The organism is Klebsiella sp. 141153, from assembly GCF_032601995.1.
GTDB lineage: Bacteria > Pseudomonadota > Gammaproteobacteria > Enterobacterales > Enterobacteriaceae > Klebsiella > Klebsiella aerogenes.
Genome location: NZ_JAQIRJ010000002.1, coordinates 354,320 through 378,735 on the forward strand (window position 1 = coordinate 354,320; position 24,416 = coordinate 378,735).

Consider the following 24,416-nt stretch of genomic DNA (forward strand, 5'->3'; position numbering starts at 1 on the left):
ATGGGAAATGGATGGCATGAATGGCCGTTGATGATTTTCACGGTCTTTGGCCAATGCGTCGCCGGGGGCTTTATCGTTCTCGCGCTGGCGTTGATGAAGGGCGAACTTTCGCGCGAGCAGCAGCAGCGGGTGATAATGAGCATGTTTGGGCTGTGGGTGCTGATGGGGATCGGCTTTATCGCCTCCACCATGCACCTTGGTTCACCTATGCGCGCGTTCAATTCGCTGAACCGCGTTGGCGCATCATCGTTAAGCAATGAAATCGCCAGCGGCGCGCTTTTCTTTGCCGTCGGTGGTATTGGCTGGCTGCTGGCGGTGGTAAATAAACTGTCGTCTGGGCTGCGTAGTCTGTGGCTGGTCGTCACCATGATCCTCGGCGTCATCTTCGTCTGGATGATGATCCGCGTATATAACACCATCGATACCGTGCCCACCTGGTACACCATCTGGACGCCGCTCAACTTCTTCCTGACCCTGTTTATCGGCGGGCCGCTATTGGGTTATCTGCTGCTGCGTGTCGCGGGCGTAGATGGTTGGGCGATGCGTTTATTGCCGGTGATTATGCTGGTGGCGTTGGTGATTAGCGTGACCGTCGCGCTGATCCAGGGCAGCGAGTTGGCGACTATTCATAGTTCGATTCAGCAGGCTTCGGCGCTGGTGCCGGATTATGGTTCATTGATGGCATGGCGGACGGTCGCATTAGTGCTGGCGCTGGTCTGCTGGATTGTACCGCAGCTTAAAGGTTATCAGCCCGCATTGCCGCTGTTGGGCCTGGCGTTTGCGCTGGTGCTGGTTGGTGAGATGATTGGTCGCGGCGTATTCTATGGTCTGCATATGACCGTCGGTATGGCAATCGCCAGTTAATCGCGAGTAATCACGCCGGAAGTTTATTCCGGCGTGATTAAAAAATGCGGTTGATTGATGAAATTTTTCTACTGATATTTCCTTCTTCGTTTTCCAATAAATTAATAAAAACAATGGAATAATATAAAGAATAATTCCGTTACCGTTCCGCTGGATAAAAAACTTCTATCGTTGCCCTGAAAACCGCGTCAGGCCTGAATTCTGGCGGATTGACAATGTTTACAGCGGTGTCATGATGCGCACGAAATCTGAACTTCCTCACGGTTAACACCCATGACCATCTACACTCGCCCAGTGCAAATGTTGCTCTGTGGCCTGCTTCTGTTGACGCTGGCAATCGCGGTTTTAAATACGCTTGTCCCACTCTGGCTCGCCCATGAAAATATGCCAACCTGGCAGGTTGGGATGGTCGGCTCCTCTTATTTTACCGGCAATCTGGTGGGCACGTTATTTGCCGGTTGGGTCATTAAACGTCTGGGGTTTAACCGTAGCTATTACCTGGCGTCATTAATTTTTGCCGTTGGCTGCGTTGGCCTGGGTATTACGCTCGGCTTCTGGACATGGCTGAGCTGGCGTTTTATTGCCGGGGTGGGCTGCGCGATGATCTGGGTGGTGGTGGAAAGCGCGCTGGTGTGCAGCGGTACTTCCCGCAGCCGCGGTCGACTGCTGGCGGCGTACATGATGGTCTATTACATCGGTACCGTATTGGGCCAACTGATGGTCAGCAAATTACCGACCGATTTAATGAGCGTGCTGCCGTGGGTTACCGGCCTGGCGCTGGCGGCGATCCTGCCGCTAATGTTTACACGTATTATGAGCCAGGCCGACGAGCCGCATGAAACGGTACGTATCTGGCCGATGCTGAAACTGCGTCAGGCGCGCCACGGTGTGAATGGCTGCATCATTTCCGGCATCGTGCTTGGTTCACTGTACGGCCTGATGCCGCTGTGGCTAAATCATCAGGGCGTCAGCGATTCGGGTATTGGTTTCTGGATGGCGGTGATGGTTAGCGCAGGCATTCTCGGGCAGTGGCCGGTCGGGCGTCTGGCGGACCGCTATGGCCGCCTGCTGGTGCTGCGCGTACAGGTCTTTGTGGTGATTCTGGGCTGTCTGGCGATGCTGAGCCAGGCGGCAATGGCTCCCGCGCTTTTTGTGCTCGGCGCATCCGGTTTTACTCTGTATCCGGTGGCGATGGCCTGGGCCTGCGAGAAGGTTGAACACCATCAACTGGTGGCGATGAACCAGGCGCTGCTGATGAGCTATACCATCGGCAGCCTGCTGGGGCCGACCCTGACGGCAATGCTGATGCAGAACTTCTCTGATAACCTACTGTTTATTATGATCGCCAGCGTATCGTTTATTTACCTGCTGACGCTGCTGCGCAAAGCCGGGCATCATCCGACGCCGGTGGCACACGCGTAAACATTCTGGCGCGCGGCGAAGGCCGCGCGTAGTCCGTTTATGAAATGAATGTTCCTGTGGGCAGACGGTATTGCGTTCATAGTGTGGCGTTATCGGCGGGATTGATACTATTATAGTTGCGGGCCGTGGTGAGAGTACCTCCGGCCCGCTGCTAGTTTAGTACATCACCTTATGGCCATACTGCTCCAGGATGCCTTTTACCCGCTCCATGGTCTCTTTCTTCGGTGGGTGTACGCCGTCAAGTTTGTACTCTTCGCCCATTGCCACCCATTTGTGTTTACCCAGCTCATGGTAGGGCAGGAGTTCGATTTTCTCGACGTTACCCATATCGCGGGTAAACTCACCCAGACGATGCGCGGAATCGTCATCATCAGACCAGCCGGGAACCACGACGTAGCGGATCCACACGTTAATCCCTTTCTTCGACAGATACTGGGCGAACTCCAGCGTACGATGGTTAGAAACGCCGACCAGGTTCTGGTGGATTTCATCGTTCATCTGCTTAAGGTCAAGCATCACCAGATCGGTGACTTCCAGCAGCTCGTCAATCACGGGATCGTAGCGACGTACGAAGCCGTTGGTATCCAGACAGGTGTGGATACCTTCTTTTTTACAGGCGCGGAACCAGTCGCGAACAAATTCCGCCTGCAGGATTGCCTCGCCGCCGGATGCGGTGACGCCGCCGCCGGAGGCATTCATAAAGTGGCGATAGGTCACCACTTCTTTCATCAATTCTTCAACGGTGATTTCTTTACCGCCATGGGTATCCCAGGTGTCGCGGTTATGGCAGTAAAGGCAGCGCATCAGGCAGCCCTGGAAGAAGGTAATAAAGCGGATACCTGGGCCATCGACGGTGCCACAGGATTCAAAGGAGTGAATACGACCAATAGTTGACATTGCGGTGATATCTCCGGATTCGGCCCTCCAGGGCCTATGATGCACAGCTCAAACCGGCTGTGTTAAGTCTGTTTTGACAGGTACCCAAAGTATAGATAACTGGCAAAGCAGGCTGGGGCAGGGTATCACTTGTTAAAAAGGCCCCACTGATGTGGGGCCTTTATTGTACGCTTTTTCAGTCAGACAGGGAATTACATGGTCTGAGTGAAGGTACGGGTAATAACGTCCTGCTGCTGTTCTTTAGTCAGGGAGTTAAAACGTACCGCGTAGCCAGATACACGGATGGTCAGTTGCGGATATTTTTCCGGGTTTTCCATCGCGTCGAGCAGCATTTCGCGGTTCATGACGTTCACGTTCAGGTGCTGACCACCTTCGATGGACGCTTCGTGGTGGAAGTAACCATCCATCAGACCAGCCAGGTTAGTCTTACGAACTTCGTCATCTTTACCCAGCGCGTTCGGTACGATAGAGAAGGTGTAAGAGATACCATCTTTAGCGTAAGCAAACGGCAGTTTAGCAACGGAGGTCAGAGAAGCAACAGCACCTTTCTGGTCGCGGCCGTGCATCGGGTTAGCACCTGGTCCGAACGGCGCGCCAGCGCGACGACCGTCTGGGGTGTTACCGGTTTTCTTACCATACACGACGTTAGAAGTGATGGTCAGAACAGACTGAGTCGGGATAGCGTTGCGGTAGGTATGCAGTTTCTGAATTTTCTTCATGAAACGTTCAACCAGGTCAACGGCCATGTCATCGACGCGAGCATCGTTGTTACCAAACTGCGGATATTCGCCTTCGATTTCGAAGTCAACAGCCAGACCGTCTTCGTCACGAATCGGTTTAACTTTCGCATATTTGATAGCAGACAGGGAGTCAGCAGCAACGGACAGACCTGCGATACCACACGCCATGGTGCGGATAACGTCACGGTCGTGCAGCGCCATCAGAGAGGCTTCGTAGCTGTACTTGTCGTGCATGTAATGAATGATGTTCAGCGCGGTGACGTACTGTTTAGCCAGCCAGTCCATGAAGTGATCCATGCGCTCCATAACTTCGTCGAAGTTCAGGACGTCGCCTTTGATCGGTTCAGATTTCGGACCAACCTGCATTTTCAGTTTTTCATCAACGCCGCCGTTGATAGCATACAGCATGGTTTTCGCGAGGTTAGCGCGAGCGCCGAAGAACTGCATTTGTTTACCAACAATCATCGGGCTTACGCAGCATGCGATAGCGTAATCGTCGTTGTTGAAGTCCGGGCGCATCAGGTCATCGTTCTCGTACTGCAGAGAAGAGGTATCGATGGATACTTTAGCGGCGAATTTCTTAAAGCTCAGCGGCAGTTTTTCAGACCACAGGATGGTGATGTTCGGCTCCGGAGACGGCCCCATGGTGTACAGGGTGTTCAGGAAGCGGAAGCTGTTTTTGGTTACCAGAGTACGGCCGTCAACGCCCATACCACCGATAGATTCCGTTGCCCAAATCGGGTCGCCGGAGAACAGTTCATCATATTCCGGGGTACGCAGGAAGCGAACCATACGCAGTTTCATGACCAGGTGGTCAACCATTTCCTGCGCGTCTTGCTCGGTGATTTTACCCGCCTGCAGGTCACGTTCGATGTAGATATCCAGGAAGCTGGAAGTACGACCGAAGGACATTGCCGCGCCGTTCTGAGATTTAACGGCGGCCAGGTAACCGAAGTAGGTCCACTGAATAGCTTCCTGAGCGGTAGTCGCCGGACCGGAGATGTCGTAGCCATATTTAGCCGCCATCTCTTTGATCTGACCCAGCGCGCGATGCTGTTCAGCAATTTCTTCACGCAGACGGATGGTTGCTTCCAGATCTTCGCCGCTTTCCAGTTTCGCCTGCAGCGAGTTGAACTGGGCGAATTTGTCTTTCATCAGGAAGTCGATACCGTACAGCGCAACGCGACGATAGTCACCGATGATACGACCACGGCCGTAAGCATCCGGCAGACCGGTCAGTACGCCGGATTTACGGCAGCGCAGGATGTCCGGGGTATATACGTCGAAAACGCCCTGGTTGTGAGTTTTACGGTACTCGGTGAAGATTTTTTTCAGCATCGGGTCCAGTTCGCGATTGTACGCTTTGCAGGAACCTTCAACCATTTTGATACCGCCGAACGGGATAATCGCACGTTTCAGCGGGGCTTCAGTTTGCAGACCAACGATTTTCTCGAGCGCTTTCTCGATGTAGCCCGCGTCGTGAGAAGTGATGGTGGATGCGAGGGAAGTGTCGAAATCAACAGGCGCGTGAGTGCGGTTTTCCTGTTTAACGCCTTCCATTACGCTGTCCCACAGCTTGGTGGTCGCATCAGTTGCGCCAGCCAGGAAGGATTCGTCACCTTCATATGGGGTGTAGTTTTTCTGGATAAAGTCACGTACGTTGACTTCGTTCTGCCAGTCACCTTTCGCAAAACCTTCCCAGGCTGTGGCTAACTTTTCATTAAGCTCGGACATGTAACACCTACCTTCTTAAGTGGATTTTTTATTTACTGCCTGAGACAACCATTAATGATGATCGTCGCCACGCAGGTAAATGACCCAGTACGTCAACCCAACCAACAAACCACCGCCGATGATGTTTCCGATAGTGACTGGAATCAGGTTATCAGTGATAAAGTTCATAATGGTTAAGTGAGAAAAACTCTCCGGAGTTGAACCGATAGCGGTCCAGAATTCCGGGCTCGCAAAGTTGCGAATTACGATACCCATCGGGATCATAAACATATTCGCGATGCTGTGTTCAAAGCCGCTGGCGACAAACATCGCAACCGGCAACACCATGATCATCGCTTTGTCCATCAGGCTGCGGCCGGAGTAGCTCATCCAGACTGCCAGACACACCATCAGGTTAGCCAGGATACCCAGGCAGACGGCTTCAATAAACGTGTGGTGCATTTTGTGGTCTGCAGTTTGCAGAACATTTAAGCCCCAGCCGCCGTTGGCAGTCATATATTCGCCTGATAACCACATTAACAGTACAAACAGCAGCGCGCCGATCAGGTTTCCAACATAGACGTTAAGCCAGTTTTTTGCCAGCTGACCCCAGGTAATACGCCCGCTGGCTTTCGCCACGACGATCAGTACGGTCGAGGTGAAAAGGTCAGCACCGCAGATGACGCAAAGAATCAGACCTAGTGAGAAGCATACCCCGCCGATAAGTTTGGCAATCCCGAAAGGCATTGCGGCAGTACCGGTGGTCGCCGTGATATAAAACACAAAAGCGATGGAGATGAAGACACCTGCGGTAATCGCCAGATAAAACGTCTTCAGCGGATGTTTCGTCGCTTTATAGACACCTGCTTCTTCGGCGACTTTCGCCATCGCGGCAGGGAGTAAAAGATCAAAAGGGTTGTCAGCTTTCACACTAACTCTCTCTTTATATAAGTTGGCGGTGTGATACTAACAAAGCATTATAGAAGGGAATTTGATGTAGATCATATCCTACCGGAGTCATAGGCCCATTTTGCGTGTGGAATTAGCCTGTTATGGCTTTATCTTTTTGATTTTTAATGAAAAACTAAATTTTAATATTTGCAAATAATGTTGAAAATTTCCATGAGTGACCATTGTTTACGGTTAATTAAAATGGAGTATTTTTATTAAAATTAACAATCTAAATATCATCAATGTTTGGATTTTACTTATAGTTAACTTTGCACCTACAAAATGGCGTGGTTTTGGAGCAAATCATAAAAAAACGGAGCCGCTGGCGGCCCCGTAACGTTATGGTTTACCCCTAATGGGTTATTTGGCCCAGAAGGCCGCTTTTGCCCGCTGCAGCTTTTCGTAGGCCTTCAGTAAAGACTGATGTGCCGGGAAAGCGCGCAGATCGTTATCGACCGCCTGAAGGCCATAGAATGGCGCCTCTCCGCTCAGGGCGGCGCTAGCGGCTTCCACAGCATCCGCGCCATACATACGGATGAAGGCATTCAGGTACTGCAGCGGCTGGCGCTCTTCTTCCTGGCTAAGCAACAGCAGCGTTTGCAGGCAGCGATAATAGTTGGCGCGCTCAGGGCTGAAGATGGAGGCATTGAATTCCATGGTCCACTCTGTCCAAATCAACGCCTGTTCAAGGTCGCCGCCGGCCAAGGCCAGCATCGCTTTCAGCTCGCCGATACGCAGGGTATACCAGCCATTGTCTTTGCCGGTTGCCAGGCCTAATAGTTCGCGGACGCGCGTGAAATCATCAAGTCCTTCATCGTCCATTTGCTCGATGAGCGCCAGATAATCTTCTTTTTCCCACTCGCTACCCGGCAGGGAGAGAATAGTGTCGCGCAGGTGTGCGCCCATGCTGTTATTAGCGAGCCACAGGTCTTCCGCCGGATAAATATCGGACATCCCCGGAACGATGATCCGGCAGGCGTAGACGCTCAGATGTTCGTAGTCGGCGATATAGACTTCTTTATCTTCAGCTTTGAAGATAGCCATCAGGGTGGCGAACTCTTCTTCAGTGCTGCCGGAGAAATTCCAGTCAACGAACGGATAGTCGGCATCCTGTTTAAACATATCCCAGGAGATCAGGCCGCTGGAATCAATGAAGTGAGTTTCCAGGTTGGCGTGCTCGGCAACTTCTTCGTCATCAAAGGTCGGAGGGGTAAAGACGTCGAGATCTTTCAGACTGCGGCCTTGTAGCAGTTCGGTAACAGTACGCTCCAGCGCCACGCCGAAATCCGGATGGGCGCCGAAAGAGGCAAAGCAGGTGCCGTTAGCCGGGTTAAACAGGACTACGCAGATAACCGGATATTTACCACCAAGAGAGCCATCGTAGGCGAAGATCGGGAAACCTTCGGCTTCCAGTTTGGCGATAGATTCAACGACGCCCGGATAGCGCGCCATCACTTCAGCCGGGATCTCCGGCAGGCTGATGCTCTCTGCGATGATACGGTTTTTGATATGACGCTCAAAGACTTCAGACAAGCCCTGCACGCGCGCTTCATTCGGGGTATTACCCGCTGACATGCCGTTGGAAACGTACAAGTTGCCGACAATGTTCATCGGAATATAGACGGTTTCGCCGTCTGATTGACGGGTAAACGGCAGGCCGCAGACGCCGCGCTCGTCGTTGCCGGATTGCAGATCCACGAGCATGCTGGCGGTCAGTTGATCGTCCGGATCGTAAAAGGCGCGCAGGCGGGCATCCAGCAGGCCTTCCGGTACTTCATCATCTTCCGTCAGCGGGAACCACTTTTCGTTCGGATAATGAACGAAGGGACCGTTGGCGATGGTATCGCCTAACCAGAAGTCCGCGAAGAAGTAGTTGGTAGACAGACGTTCGAAATATTCGCCCAGCGCGGAAGCCAGCGCCGCCTTTTTAGTTGCGCCTTTACCATTGGTAAAACACAGCGCGCACTCTTTATCGCGAATGTGAACGGACCACACGTGTGGTACCGGATTCAGCCACGAGGCCTCTTCGATATCAAATCCGAGGTCGAGCAGTTTCTGCTGGAAGCGAGCGATGGAATCTTCCAGGGCGGCATCTTTGCCGGGGATAAATGTCTGGGTCATAGCAATTCGTTTATTGTTGGCAGGATGCGCAATGATACGGGTTTTACCGGTAAGTGGCTATGTCGTTAGCCGCGGCAATGCATAAAAAGAGAAGAGCGGTAAATGGCATGCGGAGAAACTCCACATGCCGTAGCAAGTTACAGAATCGGCGTACAAATGCTAACGATCATTGCCGCGCCGGCGAGACTGGTACCGACGATGCCTGCCGCCATTACCGCGAAGCCTGCGCCCAGCGTAAAGGGCCCGGTTATCGCTCCGATGACAATCGTCGGAATGCTGACCAGTAAACCAACTGCCGCAGGAATGGACAACAGGCCAAAGCCGCCGCTCACATCAGACATTTCGTTATAGGTTAATTCACGCATAAATATTCCTTTAAAAGTGATTAATACCAGTCTTCATCGGCTGGTTCGAAAATTTTAATGATCTGGAAATACGACGGTAAATGACGGTGCTCTCGCGGAAACATAATTCATGAAGAATTAAGATAATATTCAAGTATTAAATGAGTTGACGGGGGGAGCTACGGCGAGATCGTTTCCTGTGAACGTAGATGATAATTATTTATGCCGTCAGTCCAAATCCGGAATGGACGGCGGAAGAGAGAGGAAAAAGCGATCTGCTCGCAGCGATTATGTCGGTTTAATGACGTCAAGCTGGTTGATTCTTTTGTGTGACGGTGGCCTCGTTTGTGGGCCGCTTAGTTTTACTCGTTGCGGTGTGTGTCACTGAATGATAAAACCGATAGCCACAGGAATAACTTATGCCCGCGACGGTTCGCGTGCAGACAATATAGCAACGTGGTGAGGGGAAATGGCTCAGGTCTATAACTTTAGTTCGGGCCCGGCAATGCTGCCGGCAGAAGTTCTCAAACTGGCGCAACAGGAACTGTGCGACTGGCACGGTCTGGGGACGTCGGTAATGGAAATCAGCCACCGTGGTAAGGAGTTTATCCAGGTGGCTGAAACGGCAGAACAGGATTTCCGCGATCTGCTTAATATCCCTTCCAACTATAAAGTGTTGTTCTGTCATGGCGGCGGTCGCGGACAGTTTGCCGGGATCCCGTTAAATCTGCTGGGTGATAAAACGACAGCAGATTATGTGGACGCCGGTTACTGGGCGGCAAGTGCGGTGAAAGAAGCGCAAAAATACTGCACGCCGAACGTTATCGATGCGAAAACTACCGTTGACGGCCTGCGAGCCGTTAAACCGATGAGCGAATGGCAGTTGACGCCGGGCGCGGCCTATTTGCACTTCTGCCCAAATGAAACCATCGATGGTATCGCTATTCACGAAACGCCGAATTTTGACAAAGATGTCGTCGTCACCGCGGATTACTCCTCCAGTATTCTGTCCCATGAAATCGACGTCAGCCGTTATGGCGTGATTTACGCTGGCGCGCAGAAGAATATCGGCCCGGCAGGGTTGACGCTGGTTATCGTGCGTGAAGACCTGCTGGGTAAAGCCAGCGTCGCCTGCCCATCAATTCTTGATTACACCGTGCTGAACGCCAATGACTCAATGTTTAACACGCCTCCGACCTTCGCCTGGTATCTGGCGGGGCTGGTATTCAAATGGCTGAAAGAGCAGGGTGGCGTGGCCGCGATGGATAAAATCAACCGCCAAAAAGCGGACCTGCTGTATGGCGTGATTGATAACAGTGATTTTTATCGTAACGATGTTGCCGCTGCCAACCGCTCGCGGATGAACGTGCCGTTCCAGCTGGCGGATAGCGCGCTGGACAAACTGTTCCTTGAAGAGTCTTTTGCGGCCGGTTTGCATGCGCTGAAAGGCCACCGCGTGGTGGGCGGTATGCGTGCTTCTATCTACAATGCGATGCCGCTGGCCGGCGTCAAGGCGCTCACCGACTTCATGCAGGACTTCGAACGTCGTCGCGGCTAATTGCTGAGCGCTTATTTTCATCCCCGCGGCCGGTCTGCGGGGTTTTTATTCTGTTTTTTTGAGAGTCGAGTTTCATGGAATCCCTGACGTTACAACCCATTGCGCGCGTTGATGGCACAGTAAACCTACCCGGGTCAAAAAGTGTCTCTAACCGCGCTTTGCTGCTGGCGGCATTAGCCCACGGCACCACCGTGCTGACCAACTTGCTGGACAGCGATGATGTTCGCCATATGCTCAATGCGCTTAACGCCCTGGGAGTTCACTACACCTTGTCCGCCGATCGCACTCGTTGTGAAGTCACCGGCAACGGTGGTCCGCTTCAGGCCAGCGGCGCGCTGGAGTTGTTTCTCGGTAATGCTGGTACGGCGATGCGCCCGCTGGCAGCGGCGTTGTGCCTCGGCCACAACGATATTGTGCTGACCGGCGAACCGCGAATGAAAGAGCGACCGATAGGGCACCTGGTCGATGCGTTACGCCAGGGGGGCGCGCAAATTGAGTATCTGGAGCAGGAAAACTATCCGCCCCTGCGCCTGCGCGGTGGTTTCAACGGCGGCCAGGTGGAAGTCGATGGCAGCGTCTCCAGCCAGTTCCTTACCGCTTTACTGATGACTGCGCCGCTGGCGCCGCAGGACACGACGATCGCGATTAAAGGCGAGCTGGTATCTAAACCTTATATCGACATCACGCTGCACCTGATGAAAACCTTTGGCGTTAACGTTGAAAACCACAACTATCAGCGCTTTGTCGTGCGCGGTGGGCAACAATATCAGTCGCCGGGCGATTATCTGGTGGAAGGCGATGCCTCCTCAGCCTCTTATTTCCTCGCTGCCGGCGCTATTAAGGGCGGTACGGTGAAAGTGACCGGTATTGGCCGCAATAGCGTACAGGGCGATATTCGATTCGCCGACGTGCTGGAAAAAATGGGCGCGACGGTTGTCTGGGGCGACGATTTTATCGCCTGTACACGCGGCGAGTTGAATGCCGTTGATATGGATATGAACCATATTCCGGATGCCGCCATGACCATCGCTACCGCGGCGTTGTTTGCGAAAGGTACCACGGTGCTGCGTAATATTTACAACTGGCGGGTGAAAGAGACCGATCGTCTGTTTGCGATGGCAACTGAACTGCGTAAAGTCGGCGCCGAAGTGGAAGAGGGTGAAGACTATATTCGCATCACGCCGCCTGAGACGCTGAAATTTGCTGAAATCGGTACCTACAACGATCACCGCATGGCGATGTGCTTCTCGCTGGTGGCGCTGTCGGCAACGCCGGTCACTATCCTTGACCCGAAATGTACGGCGAAAACGTTCCCGGACTATTTCGAGCAGCTAGCGCGAATTAGTACCCTGGCGTAAATTCTGTCTCGTCCGATAAGGTAAAGCTTTGTCATCTTCCGGGCTGGTATTCCGCCAGCCCGCTATAATTGCGCAATTCTTCTACATTTAATTTCTACTATTCCGTAATTTGCACACAATGCTCACTTTCTGGCGCATTGATGCGTATAATGCGCGGCGTTTATATTCATGCGCCTTGCTAAAGGAGAATAAAGATGACGGCAAATGTTCCGGTAATCACCATTGATGGACCTGGCGGTGCGGGTAAGGGCACGTTGTGCAAGGCAATGGCGGAAGCGCTTGGCTGGCATCTGTTGGATTCCGGCGCTATCTATCGCGTTTTGGCGCTGGCGGCCTTACATCATCATGTTGACGTCGAGTCAGAAGAGGCGCTGGTTCCGCTGGCCGCTCATCTCGATGTACGTTTTATTTCTGCTGACGGCAACCTGGAAGTGGTGCTGGAAGGTGAGGATGTGAGTGCGGAGATCCGCACCCAGGAAGTGGCCAATACCGCCTCGAAAGTCGCTGCCTTCCCGCGCGTTCGCGAAGCGCTGCTGCGCCGTCAACGCGCCTTTCGCGAGCAGCCCGGCCTGATTGCCGACGGCCGCGATATGGGCACCGTTGTTTTCCCTGATGCGCCGGTTAAAATTTTCCTCGATGCGTCGGCGGAAGAACGCGCGCAGCGCCGCCTGCTACAGTTGCAGGAAAAGGGTTTTAGTGTTAACTTTGAACGTCTTTTGTCCGAGATAAAAGAGCGTGACGATCGCGATCGTAATCGTGCCGTGGCGCCGCTTGTCCCGGCCGCTGATGCATTAGTTCTCGATTCAACTGAACTAAGCATTGAGCAAGTAATTGAAAAAGCGCTACAATATGCGCGCGAAAAACTGGCTATCGCTTAACCGTTAAGCGGCAAAGCGTTGCGAGCCTCCGAATTATAGCAGTACCCCCGCAGCAACGGAGTGTTAGCGGGTATGTTAAACAACCCCATCCGGCACGGAGCCAGGTGGACGTTAAATATGAAACCTGAAGATTAAACATGACTGAATCTTTTGCTCAACTATTTGAAGAATCCTTAAAAGAAATCGAAACCCGCCCGGGTTCCATCGTTCGTGGTGTTGTTGTTGCTATCGACAAAGATATTGTACTGGTTGACGCTGGTCTGAAATCTGAGTCCGCCATCCCGGCTGAGCAGTTCAAAAACGCCCAGGGCGAGCTGGAAATCCAGGTTGGTGACGAAGTTGACGTTGCTCTGGATGCAGTAGAAGACGGCTTCGGTGAAACCCTGCTGTCCCGTGAGAAAGCTAAACGTCACGAAGCTTGGATCACGCTGGAAAAAGCTTACGAAGACGCTGAAACTGTAGTCGGTGTTATCAACGGCAAAGTTAAAGGTGGCTTCACTGTTGAGCTGAATGGTATTCGTGCGTTCCTGCCGGGCTCCCTGGTAGACGTTCGTCCGGTGCGCGACACGCTGCACCTGGAAGGCAAAGAGCTTGAATTCAAAGTCATCAAGCTGGACCAGAAACGTAACAACGTCGTTGTTTCTCGTCGTGCCGTTATCGAATCCGAAAACAGCGCAGAGCGCGATCAGCTGCTGGAAAACCTGCAGGAAGGCATGGAAGTCAAAGGTATCGTTAAGAACCTCACTGACTACGGTGCATTCGTTGATCTGGGCGGCGTTGACGGCCTGCTGCACATCACCGATATGGCCTGGAAACGCGTTAAGCATCCGAGCGAAATCGTAAACGTTGGCGACGAAATCACTGTTAAAGTGCTGAAGTTCGACCGCGAGCGTACCCGTGTATCTCTGGGCCTGAAACAGCTGGGCGAAGATCCGTGGGTAGCTATCGCTAAGCGTTATCCGGAAGGTACCAAACTGACCGGTCGCGTGACCAACCTGACCGACTACGGCTGCTTCGTTGAAATCGAAGAAGGCGTTGAAGGCCTGGTTCACGTTTCCGAAATGGATTGGACCAACAAAAACATCCACCCGTCCAAAGTTGTTAACGTTGGCGATGTAGTGGAAGTTATGGTTCTGGATATCGACGAAGAACGTCGTCGTATCTCCCTGGGTCTGAAGCAGTGCAAATCTAACCCATGGCAGCAGTTCGCGGAAACCCACAACAAGGGCGACCGTGTTGAAGGTAAAATCAAGTCTATCACTGACTTCGGTATCTTCATCGGCCTGGACGGCGGCATCGACGGCCTGGTTCACCTGTCTGACATCTCCTGGAACGTTGCAGGCGAAGAAGCAGTTCGTGAATACAAAAAAGGCGACGAAATCGCTGCAGTTGTACTGCAGGTTGACGCAGAACGTGAGCGTATCTCCCTGGGCGTTAAACAGCTGGCGGAAGATCCGTTCAACAACTACGTTGCTCTGAACAAGAAAGGCGCTATCGTAACCGGTAAAGTAACTGCAGTTGACGCTAAAGGCGCAACCGTAGAACTGGCTGACGGCGTTGAAGGTTACCTGCGTGCTTCTGAAGCATCCCGTGACCGCGTTGAAGATGCAACTCTGGTTCTGAGCGTTGGCGACGAAGTTGAAGCTAAATTCACCGGCGTTGATCGTAAAAACCGCGCAATCAGCCTGTCTGTTCGTGCGAAAGACGAAGCTGACGAGAAAGATGCAATCGCAACTGTTAACAAACAGGAAGATGCAAACTTCTCTAACAACGCAATGGCTGAAGCTTTCAAAGCAGCTAAAGGCGAGTAATCTTAGTTATTCAGGCCACAACGGTCTGAATAATGACGAGTTTACTTGACAGATTGCAGGATTCGTCCTGTAATCAAGCACAAAGGGCGGCTACGGCCGCCCTTGTTTAAGCTGTAAGCTAACTTTGCCTTGAAGGAAACCGGAGGAAAAATGACCAAGTCAGAATTGATAGAAAGACTTGCCAGCCAGCAATCTCATATCCCGGCGAAAGCGGTGGAAGATGCTGTTAAAGAAATGCTGGAACATATGGCCTCAACGCTTGCTCAAGGTGAGCGCATTGAAATCCGCGGTTTCGGCAGCTTCTCTCTGCACTATCGAGCACCTCGCACCGGGCGTAACCCGAAGACTGGCGATAAAGTGGAACTGGAAGGTAAATACGTTCCGCACTTTAAGCCTGGGAAAGAACTACGCGACCGCGCCAATATTTACGAAGAGTAAGTTTTTCCGCATCAGGCAAAGACTTACTTAATAAAAAAGCACCTGAGGGTGCTTTTTTTATGCCTGTTTTCCGTGTCCGCTCGCAAAACTTTTGTTAACTGATAGCAAGAGACAATATTTCCCGGACAGCGCGACGCAATGCCATTCTTTTCAACATGATCGCGGCGGCGAATTGTCTGACACTCCCCGATAACAGGGAGGTGTTATGCGATTACCACATCTGGCAGGCTGCGCCATAATCGGAATTTCGCCGCTGCTTTGGCTACCGGCACTACCGAATATGCTAAGCGTTTGGTGTCTTATTGGCGTTGCGATAATCATGGCAACGCTGCGCAAACCTTACACAACGTATGCCGCATTGACGTTGCTATTTCTCGTGTGGGGAATATTACATGCCCGGCAGGCGTTGTGGCCCACTGAGCATATTCCCGGTCGCAACCGGCAGGCCGTTATTAAGCTGGTAGGCGGTGATGGCCTGACGAGCTGGCAAGGTAAGATAATCCGTCTTGATGGGCGGCGTTTATATCCCGCGGTTGGGATCACCCTTTACGGCGGCGAACTGCCTGAAGCAGGCTGCGTTGGGCAGCGCTGGCTGATGACCATCCGCGCTCGTCCGGTGCATGGGCAGTTAAATGAGGGCGGCTTCGATAGCCAGCGCTACGCCCTTGCTCAACATCGTCCGCTTAGCGGACGTTTTCTGAATGCCTCATCGCTTGATTCACGTTGTAGTTCCCGGGCTCGCTATCTGGACTCGTTGAACCGCGCACTTGCTAATTATCCGTGGAGAACGGTGATGCTGGGGCTGGGAATGGGGGAGCGCCTTGCGGTTGCGGATGAGATAAAAAGGTTAATGCAGGAGACGGGGACGTCTCATTTAATGGCTATCTCCGGCCTGCATATTGCGCTGGGGGCGTCGCTTGGCTGGTTGCTGGTTCGCGGAATACAGTTCTTTCTCCCGTGCCGCTGGATAGGCTGGCGGATACCGCTGCTTGTCGGGTTAGGTTGCGCGCTGTTTTACGCCTGGCTTACCGGCATGCAACCCCCGGCGCTACGTACCTGTGCGGCCTTAACCGCAGGATGTCTGTTGCGGCTACAGGCCAGGCGCTGGTCGCCCTGGCAAATATTTTGCTGTTGTATTGCGGCAATACTGCTGGCCGATCCACTGGCGATAATTTCAGAAAGCCTGTGGTTATCGGTCTTTGCGGTTGCTGCGTTGATTTTCTGGTATCAGCTTGCGCCGCTTCGCCCTTACCGCTGTCATTCACCGTGGCGGCACCTGCTGGCGCTGAGCCACCTGCAGTGTGGCCTGATGCTATTATTGGCGCCGCTGCAGATAGCACTGTTCCATGGTATTAGTCTGACATCACTGATAGCGAACCTGATTGCCGTTCCGCTGGTGACATTTCTAATAGTCCCGCTGATTTTAGCGGCCATGTTACTGCATCTCAGCGGTCCGGCATTGCTTGAAATGGCGTTATGGCAACTCGCCGATCGGTTGCTGGCAATCTTATTCTGGTTCTTACGCCATTTGCCTGCGGGATGGGTATCGCTTGACGAACGCTGGCTGGCGGTCAGTTTACTGCCGTGGCTGGCGCTTCTGGTATGGCGTTTTCAGGCCTGGCGTCAGATGCCGTTACTCTGTATTAGCGGCGTGGCGCTACTCAGTTGGCCTTTCTGGCGCGCCGCCTCACCGGGCGAGTGGCGGGTGACGATGCTGGATGTCGGACAAGGGCTGGCGGTGGTCATCGAGCGTCAGGGCGCGGCAATTTTGTACGATACCGGCCCAGCCTGGCCGGGAGGCGATAGCGGTGAGCGGCTTATCGTACCCTGGCTACGCTGGCGCGGTCTTCATCCGGAAGGCATAATATTGAGCCACGAACATCTTGATCATCGCGGTGGCCTGAATGCGATTATTCAGGCGTGGCCCAATCTCGTTATTCGTAGTCCGCTTAAAGCGCGCGGGCATCTACCCTGTCGCAGAGGGGAAACCTGGCGCTGGCGAGGGCTCCGATTTCAGGCGCTTTGGCCATTGCCTGCGGGTGAACATAAAGGGAACAATGGTTCCTGTGTGGTTAGGGTCGATGACGGCAAGCGTAGCGTTTTACTTACCGGCGATATCGAAATCCCGGCCGAAGAGCAGATGATAAGCCATTACTGGCAGCATCTTATGTCTACACTTATTCAGGTTCCGCACCACGGCAGCAACACTTCATCCGGCGTGACATTGTTGCAGCGGGTAGGGGGAGAGGCGGCTATCGCCTCGGCAGCGCGATACAATGCATGGAAGATGCCTTCCCAAAAAGTCGCGCAGCGCTATCGTGAGCAGGGATATCGGTGGTTTGATACGCCGCACTCGGGGCAAATAACGATTATTTTTTCTCCAGAAGGTTGGCAAATCCATAGCTTACGAGATCAACTTTTACCGCGTTGGTATCATCAGTGGTTTGGCGGGGACGCGCAGAACGGGTAGAATATGCGGCTATTTCAACATAAGCTGGTTTATTGAATGCAGAACGATAAAGATCTCTCCACGTGGCAGACCTTCCGCCGACTTTGGCCGATGATAGCGCCGTTTAAAGCCGGGCTAATCGTAGCGGCCGTGGCGTTGGTGCTTAACGCGGCAAGTGATACCTTCATGTTATCGCTTCTTAAACCGTTATTGGATGATGGTTTTGGTAAAACGGATCGCTCAGTGCTGTTATGGATGCCGCTGGTGGTGATCGGTTTGATGGTGCTGCGTGGCATCAGTAGCTATATCTCGAGTTACTGTATCTCCTGGGTTTCCGGCAAAGTGGTGATGACCATGCGTCGCCGCCTGTTCGGTCATATGATGGGCATGCCTGTCGCTTTCTTCGACAAACAGTCCACCGGGACATTGCTGTCGCGTATCACCTACGACTCCGAACAGGTCGCTTCATCTTCCTCCAGCGCGTTGATAACCGTAGTGCGTGAAGGGGCCTCAATTATCGGCCTGTTCGCCATGATGTTCTATTACAGCTGGCAATTGTCGCTAATTCTTATCGTGCTTGCGCCTATCGTCTCTGTGGCGATTCGGGTGGTTTCGAAGCGTTTTCGTAATATCAGTAAGAATATGCAGAACACCATGGGGCAGGTGACCACCAGCGCGGAACAGATGCTCAAAGGGCATAAAGAAGTGCTGATGTTCGGCGGTCAGGCGGTTGAAACCAAGCGTTTTGACAAAGTCAGTAATAAGATGCGCCTGCAGGGCATGAAAATGGTCTCCGCGTCCTCCATCTCCGACCCGGTCATTCAACTCATTGCCTCTCTGGCGCTGGCCTTTGTGCTCTACGCGGCGAGCTTCCCAAGCGTCATGGAAACGCTGACCGCCGGTACCATTACCGTGGTCTTTTCTTCGATGATCGCGCTGATGCGCCCGCTGAAATCCCTGACTAACGTCAACGCGCAGTTCCAGCGCGGTATGGCCGCATGTCAGACGCTTTTCTCCATTCTGGATTCCGAGCAGGAGAAAGATGAAGGCACTCGCGTGATTGAGCGCGCCAAAGGTAACCTGGAGTTCCACAACGTCACCTTTAGCTATCCTGGCCGCGAAGTTGCCGCGCTGCGTAACATCAATCTGAGCATCCCGGAAGGGAAAACCGTTGCGCTGGTAGGGCGTTCAGGCTCAGGTAAATCCACCATCGCCAGCCTGATTACCCGGTTCTACGACGTTGACGAGGGGCAGATTCTGCTGGATGGCCACGATTTACGCGAGTACAAACTGAGCTCCCTGCGCGATCAGGTGGCGCTGGTTTCGCAGAACGTGCATCTGTTCAATGACACCGTCGCCAATAACATCGCCTATGCGCGTACCGAAGAGTACACCCGCGAGCAAATTGAAGAAGCGGCGCGTATGGCCTATGCGATGGACTTTATCAACAAGATGGATAATGGACTGGACACGATTATCGGCGAGAATGGCGTGATGCTCTCCGGTGGTCAACGTCAGCGTATCGCTATTGCGCGTGCGCTGCTGCGCAATAGCCCTATTCTGATCCTCGATGAAGCCACCTCGGCGCTGGATACCGAGTCGGAACGTGCAATTCAAGCGGCGCTGGATGAACTGCAGAAAAACCGCACCTCGCTGGTTATCGCCCACCGTCTGTCGACTATCGAACAGGCTGACGAAATCGTGGTGGTAGAAGATGGTCGCATCGTTGAACGCGGCAGCCATCTGGATCTGCTGGAACATAAAGGCGTTTACGCGCAGTTACACAAGATGCAATTCGGTCAATGATAGCGCGCATCTGGTCCGGCGAATCGCCGCTATGGCGGCTATTGCTGCCGCTTTCCTGGCTGTATGGCCTGGTGAGCGCTTGCATCCGCCTCAGCTATAAACTGGGGTGGAAAAAAGCCTGGCGCGCGCCGGTGCCGGTGGTCGTGGTCGGTAATCTGACCGCCGGCGGCAACGGTAAAACGCCGGTGGTGGTTTGGCTGGTGGAACAACTGCAGCAGCGGGGCATACGCGTCGGCGTGGTATCTCGCGGCTACGGCGGCAAAGCCGACCGCTATCCGCTGCTGCTGGATAATGCCACCAGTACAGCGCAGGCGGGCGATGAACCGGTGTTAATTCATCAGCGTACCGGCGCGCCGGTGGCGGTTGCGCCACTGCGTAGCGAGGCGGTAAAAGCCTTATTAGCCGCTCACGATTTACAAATTATCGTCACCGATGATGGTCTTCAGCATTATAAGCTGGCGCGGGATACAGAAATCGTTGTGATTGACGGCGTACGCCGCTTTGGCAATGGTTGGTGGTTGCCGGCCGGGCCGATGCGCGAGCGAGCATCCCGTTTGCAAAGCGTCGATGCCGTTATCGTCAACGGCGGCGTCGCACGTCCGGGGGAAATCCCGATGCAGTTGCGTCCCGGCATGGCGGTGAACCTGCTTACCGGCGAGCGTCGCGATGTTGCGACCCTCGACAACGTAGTGGCGATGGCCGGCATTGGCCATCCGCCGCGCTTTTTCGCGACGCTTGAAAACTGCGGCGTGCATCCGGTGAAAACTGTGGCGCTGGCGGATCATCAGGCACTTAGTCAAAGCGCGGTCGCTGTACTGGCAAGCTCGGAGCAGACGCTGCTAATGACCGAAAAAGACGCGGTTAAATGCCGTGAATTTGCCGCCGCTAACTGGTGGTATCTACCGGTTGACGCCATAATGACCGATGAACGCGCACAGCGGTTGCTCGCGGACTTAGTGACGCTGGCGCAACGTTAACCTGCGTGCTGGTTTTGCTCGCCGCTGTGCTTGAATCCCCTACGGAGAACCTGCATGTCGGTATTGCAATTGTCGCTAAAAGAGGCTCGCCATCTTCATCTCGCGGCGCAAGGGCTACTGAAAAAGCCCCGGCGTCGCGCTCGCCAGACTGACATCCTTTCCACTATTCAGCAGATGTCGCTGCTGCAAATCGATACGATCAACGTGGTCGCCCGTAGCCCTTATCTGGTGCTGTTTAGTCGTCTTGGCAGTTATCCTCAGCACTGGTTGGATGATTCTCTGCGTAGTGGCGAGCTGATGGAGTACTGGGCGCATGAGGCCTGTTTTTTGCCGCGTAACGATTTCGCCCTCGTGCGCCACCGGATGTTGAATCCTGACAAGATGGGTTGGAAATACCATAAAGAGTGGATGCACGAACACGCCGCCAGCATAGAAGAGTTGCTGGCGCATATCGCGCAAAATGGCCCGGTTCGCTCAGCGGATTTCTCCCATCCGCGTAAAGGAGCCAGCGGCTGGTGGGAATGGAAACCGCATAAACGTCATCTTGAAGGGTTGTTCACCGCCGGCAAACTGATGGTCGTTGAGCGGCGTAACTTTCATCGCGTCTATGATTTAACCCATCGGGCGATGCCGCACTGGGATGACGAGCGCGACGCGCTCTCCCGCCAGGAGGCCGAGTCTATTATGCTGCGTAACAGCGCGCGCAGCCTGGGCGTTTTTCGTCCGCAGTGGCTGGCCGATTATTATCGTCTACGCCAGCCTGCATTACCGGCACTGCTGAAGGGCTGGCAGGATGAGGGGCTGGTGGTGCCGGTTATGGTTGAAGAACTGGGGGAAATGTGGCTGCATCGCGATCTGCAAGCGGCGCTGGAATCGGCACCCGGCGGTAAGTTAACCGCCAGCCACAGCGCCGTGCTCTCGCCGTTTGACCCGGTGGTGTGGGACCGTAAACGGGCCGAGCAGTTATTCAACTTCAGCTATCGACTGGAATGTTATACCCCAGCGCCGAAACGGCAATACGGCTACTTTGTGCTACCGTTGCTGCATCAGGGAAAACTGGTTGGCAGGATGGACAGCAAGTTGCACCGAAAGGACGGCATGCTTGAGATCTTTTCGCTGTGGCTGGAAGAGGGCGTGAAAGTGACCGCCGGGCTGGAAAGCGGACTCCAGCGGGCAATTAACGATTTTGCGCGCTGGCAAGGTGCAGAAGAGGTTGTGCTGCGCCAGCTACCCGCGACGCTATTTGCTAACCAGCGGCAAGGTTGGGGCGTTGAAGCCGCGTGATACGCCGGCTACCATCCTGTGATATGCTGCTGATAAATCTATTCGGTCCATCAGGAGGAATCATGGATCACCGTTTACTTGAAATTATCGCCTGCCCGGTTTGTAACGGTAAGCTGTATTACAGTCAGGATAAGCAAGAGCTTATCTGCAAAGCCGACAGTCTGGCCTTCCCGCTGCGCGAAGGGATCCCGGTACTACTTGAAAACGAAGCGCGCTCACTCGCGGTAGAAGAGAGCCAGCCATGAGTTTCGTCGTCATTATCCCTGCCCGATTTGCCTCCACGCGTCTGCCGGGGAAACCTCTGCAGGATATCAACGGTAAACCGATGATCGTCCACGTGCTGGAGCGCGCCCGCGAATCTGGCGCGGATCGCATTATCGTCGCCACCGATCATGAAGATGTCGCGCGTGCGGTTGAAGCCGCGGGCGGCGAGGTTTGCATGACCCGCGCTGACCATCAATCCGGCACCGAGCGTCTGGCGGAAGTCGTTGAAAAATGCGCTTTCAGCGATGACACCATCATCGTCAATATTCAGGGTGATGAACCGATGATCCCGTCGGCGATCGTGCGCCAGGTGGCGGAAAACCTCGCGGCCAGCACCAGCGGGATGGCAACGCTGGCGGTGCCTATCCACGATGCCGAAGAAGCGTTTAACCCGAATGCGGTCAAAGTGGTCATGGATGCCGACGGCTACGCGCTCTATTTCTCACGAGCGACGATTCCGTGGGATCGCGATCGCTTTGCAAAATCGCGTGAGCAAATTGGCGATTCCCTGCTGCGCCATATTGGTATTTACGGCTACCGCGCTGGTTTTATTCGCCGCTACGTCAGCTGGGCGCCAAGCCCGCTCGAACAAATTGAGATGCTCGAACAGCTGCGCGTATTGTGGTATGGCGAAAAAATTCACGTTGCGGTGGCGGAAGTGGTTCCTGGCACTGGCGTGGATACCCCGGAAGATCTGGAACGCGTCCGCGCCGAACTGCGTTAATTCTTGCCGTCCCCTTCGCCTGGAGGGGACATATTTCTGCCGCTAATTAGCCCATTTTTGATCTTATCCGCTGACAAGTCGCCCCCAGACGCTCATTATGAAAACAGTAGTCTTCATGAGGGTATCTATGATGGAACAGTTGCGAGCCGAACTGAGCCACCTGCTTGGCGAGAAGCTAAGCCGCGTGGAATGCGTTAGCGAGAAACCCTCGTCAGCGCTGTGGTCGCTGTATGATGCGCAGGGAAACCCGATGCCGCTGTTGGCGAAAAGCTTCACTACGCCGGGCGTGGCGCGCCAGCTGGCGTGGAAAATCTCAATGCTTGCCCGTAGCGGCACCGTTCGTATGCCGGTGGTGTACGGTGTCATGACACATGAAGAGCATCCAGGGCCTGACGTATTGCTGATTGAACGGTTACGCGGCGTTTCAGTAGAAGCGCCGGCGCGCACGCCCGAGCGGTGGGAGCAACTGCAGGATCAGATTGTCGAAGGATTACTGGCATGGCACCGCCACGACAGCGGCGGCTGTGTGGGAATGGTCGATAGCACTCAGGAAAACGTCTGGCCGCACTGGTATCGCCAGCGGGTAGAAATGCTGTGGAGCACGCTTAACCTCTATCATGACACCGGGCTGACAATGCAGGATAAGCGCATTTTATTCCGCAGTCGTGAAAGCCTGCCGCAATTGTTTAGTGATTTCAACGACAACTGCGTGCTGGTCCATGGCTGCTTTACGCTACGTAGCATGCTCAAAGACGCGCGCACCGATCAGCTGTTGGCGATGGTCGGGCCGGGGATGATGCTGTGGGCGCCGCGCGAGTATGAATTGTTCCGCCTCGCCGACGGCGGGTTAGGGGAGCAGCTGTTATGGCGTTATTTGCAGCGGGCGCCGGTCGCGGAGTCTTTCGTCTGGCGGCGCTGGTTATATCAGTTATGGGATGAAGTCGAAAACCTGGTGAATACCGGGCGCTTCGATCGCGCCCGTTTCTCATTTGCCGCGAAATCAATCCTGCCCTGGATCGCCTGACGCTCCCTTCAGCCACTGCCAGCCCCGCCCCAGAGTCTCGTAAATCGCGCGTTCGCTGTGCATCAGCCAATACGGTGACGGCAGCGCGCGCTCCCAGGGGTTAAGCGCCGACTCTACCGCCAGCTGGTTGGCTGGCGCCGGTAACGGATTTAGCCCTGCATGGCGGAAAAATATCATCGCTCGCGGCAGGTGCGAGGCGGAGGTCACCAGCAGGAATGGCGCGCCGCCGATGGCTTTTTTGACTTCAGCCGCTTCCTGTTCGGTATCTTTTGGTCGGTCAAGGACGATAATGGCGCTGCGCGGCACGCCGAGGCTTTCGGCGACGCGCGCTCCCGCCTCGGCGGTGCTGACCGGGTTACTCCTGGCCGCCGCGCCGGTAAAAATCATTTTCGCGCCAGGGTTTTCCCGCCACAGGCGGATCCCCTCTGCCAGCCGCGGCAGACTGTTGTTGATCAGATTGGAGCTAGGCGCCCACTGCGGGTTCCAGGTATAGCCGCCACCCAGCACCACGACATACTCAACGGATTTGCCGCCGCGCCAGGTCGGGTAGCTTTTTTCTATCGGTTTTAATAACCCATCAGCCACCGGCTGCAGGCTTAATAGCGCCAGCAACAGCCAGCTTAAGGTGACCACCGTCTTGCCGGTTTTTTGAAAACGGCTGCGCCACAGCAGGGCGATGCCGACCGCCATCAGCAATAACAGCAGAGGAAGCGGCAACAGCATACCGCCAAAAACCTTTTTCAGCGTAAAAAGCATCCCGGATGGTTCCTTTTTTAACCATATAAGCAAAGTT

General features: G+C 54.0%; 20 protein-coding genes. 14 read left to right on the top strand and 6 right to left on the bottom strand.

Features of this window, described 5'->3' with window-relative positions:
- Positions 1-864 (top strand): dimethyl sulfoxide reductase anchor subunit family protein, encoded by an 864-nt coding sequence (locus tag PGS10_RS04700; protein ID WP_045395752.1) that lies wholly within the window; start codon positions 1-3, stop codon positions 862-864.
- A gap of 273 nt (positions 865-1,137) precedes the next feature.
- A complete protein-coding gene (locus PGS10_RS04705) occupies positions 1,138-2,286 on the top strand; it encodes an MFS transporter (RefSeq protein ID WP_015367480.1) in 1,149 nt (382 codons plus the stop codon).
- Between the two features lie 156 nt (positions 2,287-2,442).
- On the opposite strand, the gene pflA is transcribed toward PGS10_RS04705, so the two are convergent.
- From pflA to PGS10_RS04730, 5 genes are all read right to left on the bottom strand, one after another.
- A complete protein-coding gene (pflA, locus tag PGS10_RS04710; protein ID WP_015367479.1) occupies positions 2,443-3,183 on the bottom strand; it encodes a pyruvate formate lyase 1-activating protein in 741 nt (246 codons plus the stop codon).
- A gap of 191 nt (positions 3,184-3,374) precedes the next feature.
- Positions 3,375-5,657 carry a formate C-acetyltransferase gene (gene pflB / locus PGS10_RS04715; RefSeq protein ID WP_015367478.1) on the bottom strand — a complete coding sequence of 761 codons (2,283 nt, stop codon included), beginning with the start codon at positions 5,655-5,657 and terminating at the stop codon, positions 3,375-3,377.
- Between the two features lie 51 nt (positions 5,658-5,708).
- Entirely contained in the window at positions 5,709-6,566 is an 858-nt protein-coding gene (gene focA, locus PGS10_RS04720; protein ID WP_047045585.1) for a formate transporter FocA, read from the bottom strand.
- A gap of 381 nt (positions 6,567-6,947) precedes the next feature.
- Positions 6,948-8,708: a 30S ribosomal protein S12 methylthiotransferase accessory factor YcaO gene (gene ycaO / locus PGS10_RS04725; protein WP_047045589.1), complete on the bottom strand. Its 1,761-nt coding sequence runs from the start codon at positions 8,706-8,708 to the stop codon at positions 6,948-6,950.
- Between the two features lie 137 nt (positions 8,709-8,845).
- Complete coding sequence (locus tag PGS10_RS04730; RefSeq protein WP_045395746.1) at positions 8,846-9,073, bottom strand: hypothetical protein; 228 nt, start codon at positions 9,071-9,073, stop codon at positions 8,846-8,848.
- 448 nt (positions 9,074-9,521) lie between these two features.
- On the opposite strand from PGS10_RS04730, the gene serC reads away from it, so the two are divergent.
- From serC to PGS10_RS04790, 12 genes are all read left to right on the top strand, one after another.
- Positions 9,522-10,610: a 3-phosphoserine/phosphohydroxythreonine transaminase gene (gene serC, locus PGS10_RS04735; RefSeq protein WP_045395743.1), complete on the top strand. Its 1,089-nt coding sequence runs from the start codon at positions 9,522-9,524 to the stop codon at positions 10,608-10,610.
- Positions 10,611-10,684: 74 nt separating this feature from the next.
- Positions 10,685-11,968, top strand: a complete 1,284-nt coding sequence (gene aroA, locus PGS10_RS04740) for a 3-phosphoshikimate 1-carboxyvinyltransferase (RefSeq protein WP_047045592.1) — start codon at positions 10,685-10,687, stop codon at positions 11,966-11,968.
- A 194-nt stretch (positions 11,969-12,162) separates the two neighbouring features.
- A complete protein-coding gene (gene cmk, locus PGS10_RS04745; RefSeq protein WP_045395738.1) occupies positions 12,163-12,846 on the top strand; it encodes a (d)CMP kinase in 684 nt (227 codons plus the stop codon).
- Positions 12,847-12,983: 137 nt separating this feature from the next.
- Positions 12,984-14,657: a 30S ribosomal protein S1 gene (rpsA, locus tag PGS10_RS04750; protein WP_015367470.1), complete on the top strand. Its 1,674-nt coding sequence runs from the start codon at positions 12,984-12,986 to the stop codon at positions 14,655-14,657.
- 150 nt (positions 14,658-14,807) lie between these two features.
- Entirely contained in the window at positions 14,808-15,095 is a 288-nt protein-coding gene (ihfB, locus tag PGS10_RS04755) for an integration host factor subunit beta (RefSeq protein ID WP_004100704.1), read from the top strand.
- Between the two features lie 205 nt (positions 15,096-15,300).
- Positions 15,301-17,565 (top strand): ComEC family protein, encoded by a 2,265-nt coding sequence (locus tag PGS10_RS04760; RefSeq protein WP_047045594.1) that lies wholly within the window; start codon positions 15,301-15,303, stop codon positions 17,563-17,565.
- A 36-nt stretch (positions 17,566-17,601) separates the two neighbouring features.
- Positions 17,602-19,350, top strand: a complete 1,749-nt coding sequence (msbA, locus tag PGS10_RS04765) for a lipid A ABC transporter ATP-binding protein/permease MsbA (protein WP_032707692.1) — start codon at positions 17,602-17,604, stop codon at positions 19,348-19,350.
- Positions 19,347-20,327: a tetraacyldisaccharide 4'-kinase gene (gene lpxK / locus PGS10_RS04770; protein WP_047045600.1), complete on the top strand. Its 981-nt coding sequence runs from the start codon at positions 19,347-19,349 to the stop codon at positions 20,325-20,327. Before msbA ends, lpxK begins: the two co-directional genes overlap by 4 nt.
- A gap of 54 nt (positions 20,328-20,381) precedes the next feature.
- The gene (locus PGS10_RS04775; protein ID WP_047077865.1) at positions 20,382-21,611 is read left to right on the top strand and encodes a winged helix-turn-helix domain-containing protein; all 1,230 of its coding nucleotides are present in this window, start codon (positions 20,382-20,384) and stop codon (positions 21,609-21,611) included.
- Between the two features lie 62 nt (positions 21,612-21,673).
- Positions 21,674-21,856 (top strand): protein YcaR, encoded by a 183-nt coding sequence (ycaR, locus tag PGS10_RS04780; RefSeq protein WP_042892909.1) that lies wholly within the window; start codon positions 21,674-21,676, stop codon positions 21,854-21,856.
- Positions 21,853-22,599: a 3-deoxy-manno-octulosonate cytidylyltransferase gene (gene kdsB, locus PGS10_RS04785; RefSeq protein WP_045395726.1), complete on the top strand. Its 747-nt coding sequence runs from the start codon at positions 21,853-21,855 to the stop codon at positions 22,597-22,599. Before ycaR ends, kdsB begins: the two co-directional genes overlap by 4 nt.
- Positions 22,600-22,729: 130 nt before the next feature.
- The gene (locus tag PGS10_RS04790) at positions 22,730-23,623 is read left to right on the top strand and encodes a YcbJ family phosphotransferase (protein WP_213797541.1); all 894 of its coding nucleotides are present in this window, start codon (positions 22,730-22,732) and stop codon (positions 23,621-23,623) included.
- Here the strand turns inward: PGS10_RS04790 and elyC are convergent.
- On the bottom strand, positions 23,600-24,379 hold the full coding sequence (elyC, locus tag PGS10_RS04795) for an envelope biogenesis factor ElyC (RefSeq protein WP_047045607.1): 780 nt from the start codon (positions 24,377-24,379) through the stop codon (positions 23,600-23,602). The two genes, PGS10_RS04790 and elyC, sit on opposite strands and share 24 nt — an antisense overlap.
- Between the last annotated feature and the right edge of the window lie 37 nt (positions 24,380-24,416).

Excerpts from the sequence above, each read along its gene's own strand:
- ycaO (WP_047045589.1), bottom strand. The coding sequence starts at position 8,708 with ATGACCCAGACATTTATCCCCGGCAAAGATGCCGCCCTGGAAGATTCC.
- PGS10_RS04730 (WP_045395746.1), bottom strand. The coding sequence starts at position 9,073 with ATGCGTGAATTAACCTATAACGAAATGTCTGATGTGAGCGGCGGCTTT.
- rpsA (WP_015367470.1), top strand. The coding sequence starts at position 12,984 with ATGACTGAATCTTTTGCTCAACTATTTGAAGAATCCTTAAAAGAAATC.
- ihfB (WP_004100704.1), top strand. The coding sequence starts at position 14,808 with ATGACCAAGTCAGAATTGATAGAAAGACTTGCCAGCCAGCAATCTCAT.
- msbA (WP_032707692.1), top strand. The coding sequence starts at position 17,602 with ATGCAGAACGATAAAGATCTCTCCACGTGGCAGACCTTCCGCCGACTT.
- PGS10_RS04775 (WP_047077865.1), top strand. The coding sequence starts at position 20,382 with ATGTCGGTATTGCAATTGTCGCTAAAAGAGGCTCGCCATCTTCATCTC.
- pflB (WP_015367478.1), bottom strand. The coding sequence starts at position 5,657 with ATGTCCGAGCTTAATGAAAAGTTAGCCACAGCCTGGGAAGGTTTTGCG.
- PGS10_RS04790 (WP_213797541.1), top strand. The coding sequence starts at position 22,730 with ATGGAACAGTTGCGAGCCGAACTGAGCCACCTGCTTGGCGAGAAGCTA.
- lpxK (WP_047045600.1), top strand. The coding sequence starts at position 19,347 with ATGATAGCGCGCATCTGGTCCGGCGAATCGCCGCTATGGCGGCTATTG.
- serC (WP_045395743.1), top strand. The coding sequence starts at position 9,522 with ATGGCTCAGGTCTATAACTTTAGTTCGGGCCCGGCAATGCTGCCGGCA.
- elyC (WP_047045607.1), bottom strand. The coding sequence starts at position 24,379 with ATGCTTTTTACGCTGAAAAAGGTTTTTGGCGGTATGCTGTTGCCGCTT.
- cmk (WP_045395738.1), top strand. The coding sequence starts at position 12,163 with ATGACGGCAAATGTTCCGGTAATCACCATTGATGGACCTGGCGGTGCG.
- PGS10_RS04700 (WP_045395752.1), top strand. The coding sequence starts at position 1 with ATGGGAAATGGATGGCATGAATGGCCGTTGATGATTTTCACGGTCTTT.
- kdsB (WP_045395726.1), top strand. The coding sequence starts at position 21,853 with ATGAGTTTCGTCGTCATTATCCCTGCCCGATTTGCCTCCACGCGTCTG.
- PGS10_RS04705 (WP_015367480.1), top strand. The coding sequence starts at position 1,138 with ATGACCATCTACACTCGCCCAGTGCAAATGTTGCTCTGTGGCCTGCTT.
- aroA (WP_047045592.1), top strand. The coding sequence starts at position 10,685 with ATGGAATCCCTGACGTTACAACCCATTGCGCGCGTTGATGGCACAGTA.
- ycaR (WP_042892909.1), top strand. The coding sequence starts at position 21,674 with ATGGATCACCGTTTACTTGAAATTATCGCCTGCCCGGTTTGTAACGGT.
- PGS10_RS04760 (WP_047045594.1), top strand. The coding sequence starts at position 15,301 with ATGCGATTACCACATCTGGCAGGCTGCGCCATAATCGGAATTTCGCCG.
- pflA (WP_015367479.1), bottom strand. The coding sequence starts at position 3,183 with ATGTCAACTATTGGTCGTATTCACTCCTTTGAATCCTGTGGCACCGTC.